This is a genomic window from uncultured Fibrobacter sp. (assembly GCF_937877005.1).
GTDB lineage: Bacteria > Fibrobacterota > Fibrobacteria > Fibrobacterales > Fibrobacteraceae > Fibrobacter.
In genome coordinates this window covers 1-9,341 of the sequence record NZ_CALEFV010000033.1, presented here as the reverse complement: position 1 = coordinate 9,341, position 9,341 = coordinate 1, and the positions used below count along the sequence as shown (strand labels likewise).

Genomic DNA, 9,341 nt, shown 5'->3' with positions numbered 1-9,341 from the left:
CGAGGAAATTGCTATAGCCCGTCTTGACTTTTTCGGGGATTTTCTCTTTCTTGAGCGCCTTGAGCTGCGCCTTGATTTCTTCGCTAAAGTGAGCGAGCGTGAGCTTGTTGCCGGTCTTTTCGCTTAAGTCGGCAAGGAGCGCAAAGAAGGCGTCGCCGCTGTAGTCCATGCGCGTGAGGGAAGAACCGTCGAGGTTCAGCGGCTCCTTGTAGAGCGTGCGCCGACACTCCCGCAACAATTCTTTGCTGTTTGCGGCCGTAAGGGTGGTGGGGAGTGTGATCGTTCTTCCTTCCATTAAGGCCAAATCTAGAAAATCGGTAAAATTTGTGTTACTTTTTTTGCTTTTTTACGACGAAAAGCCTTATAATGAAGATAATTCGCTGTTCGTTTACTCTTTCCAGGGAGCTTCGGCGCGTTCTTTCTCTTTTAGTTCGTGGACTTCGCGCTTTTTGTGCCAGGCGGCGAGCTGCTCCTTGAAGGTTTCGCGGAGGCGTTCCATGCCGATGTTTTCGCGGGCGCTCACCTGGATCGCCTCGGGGTAGTTCTCGTGGAGTTCCGTGCGGCGGGCTTCGTCGACAATTTCCACCTTGTTGAAGACGCGGATGCGCGGCGTATCTTTGCTGATGATTCCTTCAAGGGTCTTGTGGGTGACTTCCAGATGCTCCCGGTAGTCGGGCGCGGAACCGTCCACGACTTCCAGGATGCAGTCCGCATGAGCGGCCACGCCGAGCGTACTCTTGAAGGTCTCGATTAAGTTGTGCGGAAGCTTGCGGATAAAGCCTACGGTGTCTGACAAGATAATGTTTTCGCCATCTAGGTAGAGCTTTCGCGTGGTGCTGTCGAGGGTTGCGAACAGTTTGTCTTCGACGTATACGTCGGCGCCGGTCAGGCGGTTGGTGAGCGTAGACTTGCCCGCGTTCGTGTAGCCCACGATACCGATGTGGAAAATGTCGTTTCGGTTTTCGGCCTGACTTTCGCGGGCGTCCTCGATTTTTTCAAGCTTCTTTTTGAGTTCTTGGATTCGCTTGCGGATCATGCGGCGGTCGGTTTCGAGCTGGGTTTCGCCGGGACCCTTGGTGCCGATACCGCCGTTGTGCTGGCGACAAAGGTGCGTCCATGCGCCGGTCAGGCGCGGCATCATGTACTGGAGCTGCGCCACTTCGACCATCAGGCGGCTTTCTGCCGTTACAGCATGCTTCGCGAAAATGTCCAGGATAAGTCCCGTACGGTCAAGAACCTTTATTCCCGGGAGCCGCTGTTCCAGGTTCCTGACTTGAGAGCCCGAGAGATCGTCATCGAATACGACCATTTGGGCATCCATTTCCTCAAGAGCCTTTTTGACTTCGTTTACTTTACCTTCGCCAATGAGCGTTGCCGGGCTAAAATTCTGTACCCTCTGCAAAAAACTCTGAACCACTTCGGCTCCGGCCGTTTCAGCCAGCCGTGCAAGTTCTGTGAGTTGTTCTTCTGCAAGCCAGGGGCGTACTTTGGGCGTAGATATGCCCACCAGAATGCATCTTTCCTTTTGCGGCTTATGTTCGATGGTAAAATTTTTCATACAGCCACCATAATAGAAAACTTTTTTATAAATATGGAAGGTGTAGAAGATCTTCATATGCAAAATAAACAACGAAAAAAATCGAGATGGATAAGACTAAACCCTGTAGTTCTGGCGACAGTTGTCGCGGTCATTTTGGTGGTTGGCCTCTATTCCTACTTTACGAGAGAACTGTTTTTGCAGCAGACGGAAAAGGCCGTTGAACAAAATGTCGAGAAAGTTGAAAATTCCATCAATGCGTTCATGTACTATGCTAGGCAGAATATGCATGTGGCGTCCGTTCTTGTGGGTAATTCCATTCGCGATTCAGTCTATTCGGCCGATTCAGTTCGCAAGATGTTTCCGAAAGATGCGGCATTGTCGTCCTGGTATTTTATTCCCAACGACCCGATGGTGCGGATCGAAAGAAACTTGCCGTTTAAAAAGAATAGTGTAGATTATCTGCGTCGGGGAATGCTTGGTGAACCCGGGTTTTGGGTCGACCCCTCGGAGGATTCTCTCGGAGTGCTTCTTCATTTCTACGAAACCATCTATAAAGGTGATTCCATAGCGGGTGTTCTAATTGCTTCATATACGGAAAGCGATGATTTCAAAAAACACTTGAACTATAGTATTTCGGGTGAAGCTTTAGTTACGGTCCTTTGCGATAACTATTTGACAATTCTTTCGACCAACATGGAAGGTCCGCAATATGGCATTCCGTTTGAAAAGAAAATGCTCGATTTCATTCCTGAGGAGGTTTATGGAGTCTTCAAAAAGCGGGCTCTTTTAGGAAAGTCATCGACATTTAGATTTTCGTCGCCATTCGGAACTTCCGTGGCAGGGATTGTCCATGTAAAATCGACGGGATGGTATGTTGTACAGATTGTTCCGTATCACATTCTGAACGACTTTAGGGATAAGATCCTTTTAAATGCGTTAACAGTCATTTTACTTGTCTTCCTCCTTTTTGGTCTATATATCTTTGTGGAAGTGCGCGCGCGTCGGCGTCAGTATAACGAAGCGGCGGTACATCATCGTAACCTGATTGATGCGTTGACTGATTCCTATAAGAGTGTCGTGGAAGTCAATTTTGATACCGGAAAGGTAGTCTTTCTTCGTATGAATGAAGATGTTTTCGCGATGGTCACTCACATGTTCGAAGAGGATATTCTCTACAATAACCTGATTCCCATGTACGTGATGCGCTTTGTCAAGGAGGAAGATCGTTCGTTGTGGGCTCGCTTCATGATGATTAGTTCCTTACGTGAGGAATTTCTTCAGAAGGAACGTTTTGAATTAGTGTATCGTGCTGAGATCGAGGGTTCTCAACATTATGTGCAGGCGCATTTTGTTAAACCATCGAAGGATCGCTCCGAATTTGTCATCGGTTTCAGGAATATCGATGAGTCCATGAAGGCGGAACTAGAAAAGCGTAAGGAATTGAATGAACAGCGTAAGTCGCTGATGGTTGCCTTGGAAAAGGCTGAAAAGGCGGACAAGGCTAAATCGGACTTCCTGTTCAACATGAGTCATGACATCCGTACGCCGATGAATGCCGTGCTGGGCTACAGTGATCTATCTTTGAGGGCTTTGTCGGAAGTGAAGCTGGATCAAGATGAAATGGTGCGGCTGCATCGCTATCTCGATAATATCAATATGTCGGGTCGCCAGCTCCTCGATATTATCAATTCCGTACTGAATATGTCCCGTATTGAATCTGGCGTGGTCGGACTAGACGAAAATCCTGTACTGGTTGCATCCTTGAGTGGGAATATTATTGCCTCCTTTGAACAGGAAGCAGAAAAACGCAACATTTTCCTGCATGTGTCCAGAAACCTTCGGGTGAATAATGTCTATACGGATAAGGTCAAGCTTCAGCAGATCTTGTTGAATATCGTAAGCAATGCGATTAAGTATACGGATGCGTATGGATCAGTCCGTGTTTCGTTCAGGGATCTGGATCATCCGACGCCGGGAATGTGCTATCTCGAAATTACAGTTGATGATACGGGTGTCGGTATTTCGGAAAGCTTCCTGCCACATATATTTGATGCTTTTGAACGAGAAAGAACTGCAAATACACAAAAGGTGTCTGGATCCGGACTTGGCCTATCTATTGTCAAGAAATATGTCGACTTAATGAATGGCTCGATTGATGTCCAGAGTGAACTTGGCAAGGGTACCCATGTCGTCGTGACGCTTCCCTTGAAAATTGCGCCAGAAACGGTTCAGTATGACCCGATGTCAAAGGTAAGTGAGGAGATGAAGAAAAAACGGGTCCTTCTTGTTGAAGATAACGAGATGAATGCGGAAATTGAAAAGGAAATGCTCGAAACGATGGGACTGAATGTTGACTGGGCTGCCGACGCCGAAACGGGCATACAGATGCTGCAAGCCGCATCTCCCGATGATTATGGCGTCGTTCTGCTGGATATCCAACTGCCTGGAATGGATGGCTTTGAAGCGGTCCGCGTCATTCGCAACATGATTGATTTCCGTAAGTCTAAGCTTCCTGTCATTGCAATGACAGCACATGCCTTTGACGAAACGCGTGTAGCGGCGCTTCGCGCCGGAATGGACGATGTCATTACGAAGCCTGTCGATTCTGTCCGCATGGCAGAAACCCTAGCCAAATACTTGAGCTAGCCGTTTTATTACATTTGATACATGAAATTTCGCCTGACACAGGAAACATTGAATCGACTGAAACGATTCCGCAAGAACAAGCGGGCGTTTTGGTCTTTGCTTGTACTTGTGCTAGTTTATCTTCTGTCGCTTACGAGTCCCTGGCTGGTGAATGACGAACCGCTTTATCTAGAATATAACGGTACAAGCTATTTTCCCGCATTTGTGCGTTACAGCGATGTTGATTTTGGCGGTGAATACCAGACTGAAGCGGATTACGCAAAACTCTTTGTCGGCATCCGCGAATGCGAACAGGATGCCGCCGAAGGTTTTACTCGTGCAGGAGGTTGTCCGGAAATATGGGCTATCATGCCCCCGATACCTCACGATCCGCTGAAAGCCGACCTGAGTGAAGAGGGAGCCCCTCCCTTTGCTCCGAGTACCCGCCACTGGCTCGGTACCGATAGTAATGGTCGCGATGTCCTTTCGAGACTGATTCATGGATTTAGAATCTGTATCAGTTTTAGCCTTTTGCTGACGATTCTTGGTACTTTCCTTGGAATTGTGATTGGCGGCATCCAGGGGTATCTCGGTAAGTTCTGGGATACGGGCATGCAGCGTTTTATCGAAATATGGTCTTCGCTCCCAATGCTTTATGTGGTGATTCTGATCGGAAGCATCTACGGTCGTAGCTTCTGGCTACTGATTCTGATCATGGCTGCGTTCAACTGGATCTCCCTCAGCTACTATATGCGTGCTGAATTCCTGAAGTTGCGCGGCATGACCTATGTGCAGTCGGCCAAGGTCCTGGGCATGGGGCACCGCCATATTTTCTTTAAGGAAATCTTGCCGAACGCGATGACGCCGGTGGTGACGCTGTTCCCGTTCACGCTGATTGGCGGAATCGGGAGCTTGACATCGCTAGACTTTTTGGGCTTTGGACTCCAGCCGCCTACGCCCAGTTGGGGAGAACTCATGAGTCAGGGACTCAATAACCTTTATGCCCCATGGATTTCAGTCAGTACCGTGGCCGCACTCTTTGTAACGCTCCTGTTGACTACGTTCGTGGGCGAAGGCGTGCGAGATGCAATGGATCCGAAGTCGGGAGATAGATATGTTTAGTATGAATCGACTGAAGGATCCATGCCAAGCGAGAACGACTCGTATTGACGAGTCGTGGAAGCGCGGAGCAATTGACGCTGTATTCTCAAATATGCATAAGTCAATTGCGGAGACTTGTGTTGATCCTAAATCAGGGGATCGATATGTCTAATTCTTTGCCGGTTTTGCAGGTGCGCGATCTCTCGGTTGCTTTCGGGTTTGACAAGAATGGCAAACCGCGTGATGGCATCAAGCCGCTACAGGTGACGGATCGCGTATCCTTTGACATCTATTCTGGCGAATTCTTTGCGCTGGTAGGTGAGTCTGGATGTGGAAAGAGCGTGACCGCCATGAGCATTTTGAGATTGCTGCCTCAGCCGAGCGCTCAGATTGTCGAAGGTTCGGTACTTTACTGTGCAGGTGAAAATTCTGCTCCGTTAGATCTAGCAAAATTGCCCCTTGAGGAATTGCAAAAAATTCGAGGCTCCGAAATTGCATGTATTTTTCAGGAACCGATGCAGGCTTTGAATCCGGTGGTGTCCATTAAGAAGCAGTTGATGGAAATCTTTAGGTTTTGCGGACGCCCCAATGGTGATTGCATGTCCGTGATTCGTGAGCAACTTGCGCTTGCTGGGTTCAAGGATATTGACCGAGTCCTGGAATCGTATCCGCACGAGCTTTCGGGAGGGATGCTGCAGCGCGTGTGCATCGTGATGGCGCTACTATCTAAGCCAAAACTGATTATCGCCGACGAACCGACGACTGCTCTGGATGTCACGGTACAGGCGCAGGTACTGGCTGTGCTCAAGGATATGGCAAAACGCACGGGAACGGCTGTGCTCCTGATTACGCATAACATGGGAATTGTTTCGCAGTACGCAGATCGTGTTGCCGTCATGTATGCAGGCCGCATTGTCGAAACTGGAGCCGTCCGCGAAGTGATTGACTCTCCGATGCACCCGTACACGCAGGGCCTCCTGTCCGCTATTCCCGAAAATCATAGCGATATGCGTACCATGAAGTCGATTCCGGGTTCCGTGCCGCATCCGAAGGACTTTGTCGAGGGTTGTCGCTTTGCCGACCGCTGCGAAAAATGCTTGGATCAATGCCGCAGTGCTATGTTGCCTCCAAAACAAAAGGCTCCGGGCTCCACGAGCCACGAAGCGAATTGTTTTTTGCTGCAATAGGATTTATTACTTAAAGTTCTCTGCCCATTTTGGGACGATTTCGGTTGCCTTCCCCTGTACGAATACATCCGTGTAGGGGTCGCTCGTTGGAACTTCAAGATTGAGGCATGTCACCTTAGCGCCGAAGCTTTTAGCAAAGCTCTTGAAGCCTGCGGCAGGGTAGACTATGCTGCTGGTCCCGATGTAGACAAATTCCTTGCAGCGCTGCAGGGCATCCTGTATTTCTTCCATATACAGAGGTTGTTCTCCGAAGAAGACTATGTCTGGACGGGTCATCGCTCCGCAGAAAGGACAGCGCGTGTCGAGCGTTTCTTCGCCATCAAAGAGAAATTCGTGTTTCGGGTTGTGTTCGCAGGTAAGGCGCATCAGGTCGCCGTGCATGTGTAGCACTCTCTTGGATCCCGCGCGTTCGTGCAGATTGTCTACGTTCTGCGTGACCAGCAGAAAATCATCGCCGAGTCTCTTTTCAAGTTCTGCCAGGGCAATATGGGCGGCATTCGGTTCGTGATCCTTTAATCCCTTGCGCAAGAAATTGTAAAAGTCCTTGACGCGTTTCTTGTCGCGGTAGTAACCTTCGGGAGTGCACACGTCCTCGATGTTTTCGTGTTCCCACATTCCGTCGTTGCCGCGGAAAGTGCGAAGTCCCGATTCGGCGCTGATTCCAGCCCCGGTCAGAACGACGAGTCTTGGATACTTGGTCGTGCTCATTAGCAGATTCCTCCAAAGAACAGGGTTTCGGCTACGATGCCGTGTTCGAAGTCCGGCAGGTACAGACTTTCGTTTTCGCCATGTGCATTGCATTCTGGGTCTTCGAGACCTGTGAGCAGAATGGGTATGTCGCCAAAGGTGTTGCGGAAGAGTTCTGCACCTGGAATGCTTGCTCCGCATCCGATAAACTTGGTTTCGGTTCCGTAGGCTTCCGCCATCGATTCGCTCATCTTTTTAAAGAACGGGTGAGTCGTGTCGGTGACGAACGGGTTTGCTCCGTCCTCGGCTACGATGTTGCATTCGAGTCCGTAGGGAACCTGCGCCTGCAAAAATTCAATAAGCTGCTGAGTCCCGATTTCGGAATTCATGCCTGGAGCGAGTCGAATACCGATGCGGGCGTAGGCCATGTTCTGCAGCACGTTGCCCGCGTTCAGCCGGCTACCAGATTCCATGGCAGTTACGACGAGGCTTGGCTTGCGCCACAGCGAAATCAGAATTTCGTCTTCGGAAACTTTAAGCTTGGTGTTTCCAAGAATTCCGCCGTCGTTCCTGAAAATCTCTTCGGTCATGCCAAGACTCTTGTACGAGGCGAGTTCCGCTTCGGTAGGGGGGACCAGGGAGTCCTCGAAATGTGGAATGAGAATATTTCCCTTTCCGTCAGTGAGGCTTGCAATCATGCGACAAAGTACCTGTGCCGGATCGGGAATCGGCCCTGACCAACTTCCGGAATGGAGCGGAGCCTTCGTCGCCTTGATTTCGATTCCGATGGCGCTCATGCCACGTAAAGTGGTCGTAATCGAGGGAATTCCCTTGGCGAAATTGCTTAGGTCCGCCACAATGATCGCATCGCATTTCAAGAGTTCTGCGTTTTTCGTTAAAATTTCGGCAAAGCCAGCGCTTCCGGATTCCTCTTCTCCTTCGATGAGAAACTTGAGGTTCGGTCCTTCATCTTTTTTCCAGGCGCGAACTTGTTCCAGTGCAGCAAGGTGCGTGACGATTCCCGCCTTGTCGTCGGCGGTTCCGCGCCCGAAGAGTCGCTCTCCTTGTCGGGTTCCTTCAAAAGGTTTTGTGTTCCAGAGAGCCTCACGCATGGGGGGCTGCACGTCGTGGTGTGCATAGAGTAGAACGGTCGGCTTGTCTGGGCTTGTGAGGCTTTCTCCATACACCGAAGGGCGTCCACTGGGCGGCAATAGATACTGCACATTTGTAAGTCCAGCCGCTTCAAAGAGTTCCTTGACTTTTTCGGCAGACTTCAAAACGAATTTCTGGTCAAAGTTGTCGAAACTGATCGAGGGAATCTTTACGAGTTCGCAGAGCGTCTCGATATAGCGCGGCATCTTTTCGTGGATGGATTTTTTGATGTCCTGTACCATTTTCTGTAATCCTTTTATGCAAAACAAAATAGAAAACGAATTAAAAAATGGTCGCGGAGGGCCCATATTTTCTATTTTTCAGGGTAAAGATTAGCCCTAGAGGACTCCGCCCATGTCATTTAATTGCGTGAACCACGAGTATTACCTGAACTTCGGCGACCGCGTGCTGGCGCTTATCCGCCACATTTTCCATAATAATCCGGAATTTCGCCACGATTCCCTCAAGTATGCGGCAAGATTTGCGCCCTTTATACCTTTCATGGGGGGACGCCCTGACAAGAGCAAGACGCTCAAGCGTGTCATCTCGTTCCCGGATCATAGTAATTCCCTTTATTTGGGTTGTCCCATTATCCTTGCCGCCGGCGCGAACAAGAGCGCCAAGCGCATTTGCGACTATGCCAACCTGGGTTTTGGCGGTATTTCGGTTGGAACGGCTACCCGCAGGTTCCGCGAAGGCAATACTCATCGTCCGCGTATAGGATTCCTTGAAAATGACCGTGCAATCCATAATAGCATGGGACTCAATAATGAAGGAGTCGAGGTGATTGCGCGCCGGGTGGACTCCCAGTTGACGAAGGCGCACAAGGTAGGCCTTTGTGTTGGTGTTTCGGTCGCGGAAACTCCGGGGATTACCGACGAAAACGAAAAATTGAAGGATGTCGTAGAGAGTTTTGCCATTGCCTACAAGGCGGGTGACTACATCGAAATTAACGTGAGCTGTCCGAATACGGGTGAATCGCGAGTCGATATGGATCTGTCGCTAACAGAGCGTATCTTTGGCGAAATCATGAAATACCGTAACGCGCA

At 49.7% G+C, this 9,341-nt stretch carries 7 protein-coding genes and 1 pseudogene; 4 read left to right on the top strand and 4 right to left on the bottom strand.

Going from position 1 to position 9,341, the window contains the following annotated elements; genetic code table 11:
* Positions 1-295 (bottom strand): STAS domain-containing protein (locus Q0628_RS01720; RefSeq protein WP_298767851.1); only part of this gene is annotated, 295 nt, incomplete at its 3' end.
* 93 nt (positions 296-388) lie between these two features.
* Positions 389-1,558 carry a GTPase HflX gene (hflX, locus tag Q0628_RS01715; RefSeq protein ID WP_298767850.1) on the bottom strand — a complete coding sequence of 390 codons (1,170 nt, stop codon included), beginning with the start codon at positions 1,556-1,558 and terminating at the stop codon, positions 389-391.
* Between the two features lie 177 nt (positions 1,559-1,735).
* Between hflX and Q0628_RS01710 the strand changes: the two genes are divergently transcribed.
* The 3 genes from Q0628_RS01710 (at position 1,736) to Q0628_RS01700 (ending at position 6,453) form a co-directional block, all read left to right on the top strand.
* A complete protein-coding gene (locus tag Q0628_RS01710; RefSeq protein ID WP_298767849.1) occupies positions 1,736-4,186 on the top strand; it encodes an ATP-binding protein in 2,451 nt (816 codons plus the stop codon).
* Positions 4,187-4,207: 21 nt separating this feature from the next.
* Entirely contained in the window at positions 4,208-5,287 is a 1,080-nt protein-coding gene (locus Q0628_RS01705) for an ABC transporter permease (protein ID WP_298767848.1), read from the top strand.
* 143 nt (positions 5,288-5,430) lie between these two features.
* Complete coding sequence (locus tag Q0628_RS01700) at positions 5,431-6,453, top strand: ABC transporter ATP-binding protein (RefSeq protein WP_298767847.1); 1,023 nt, start codon at positions 5,431-5,433, stop codon at positions 6,451-6,453.
* A 6-nt stretch (positions 6,454-6,459) separates the two neighbouring features.
* Here the strand turns inward: Q0628_RS01700 and Q0628_RS01695 are convergent, their stop codons facing one another.
* Positions 6,460-7,161, bottom strand: a complete 702-nt coding sequence (locus tag Q0628_RS01695) for an NAD-dependent deacylase (RefSeq protein ID WP_298767846.1) — start codon at positions 7,159-7,161, stop codon at positions 6,460-6,462.
* Entirely contained in the window at positions 7,161-8,534 is a 1,374-nt protein-coding gene (locus Q0628_RS01690; protein ID WP_298767845.1) for a M20/M25/M40 family metallo-hydrolase, read from the bottom strand. Before Q0628_RS01690 ends, Q0628_RS01695 begins: the two co-directional genes overlap by 1 nt.
* Before the next feature lie 112 nt (positions 8,535-8,646).
* On the opposite strand from Q0628_RS01690, the pseudogene Q0628_RS01685 reads away from it, so the two are divergent.
* Positions 8,647-9,341: pseudogene (locus Q0628_RS01685) on the top strand (dihydroorotate oxidase); the annotation flags it as partial.

Coding starts and splice junctions, on each gene's coding strand:
- hflX (WP_298767850.1), bottom strand. CDS start 1,558: ATGAAAAATTTTACCATCGAACATAAGCCGCAAAAGGAAAGATGCATT.
- Q0628_RS01705 (WP_298767848.1), top strand. CDS start 4,208: ATGAAATTTCGCCTGACACAGGAAACATTGAATCGACTGAAACGATTC.
- Q0628_RS01700 (WP_298767847.1), top strand. CDS start 5,431: ATGTCTAATTCTTTGCCGGTTTTGCAGGTGCGCGATCTCTCGGTTGCT.
- Q0628_RS01695 (WP_298767846.1), bottom strand. CDS start 7,161: ATGAGCACGACCAAGTATCCAAGACTCGTCGTTCTGACCGGGGCTGGA.
- Q0628_RS01690 (WP_298767845.1), bottom strand. CDS start 8,534: ATGGTACAGGACATCAAAAAATCCATCCACGAAAAGATGCCGCGCTAT.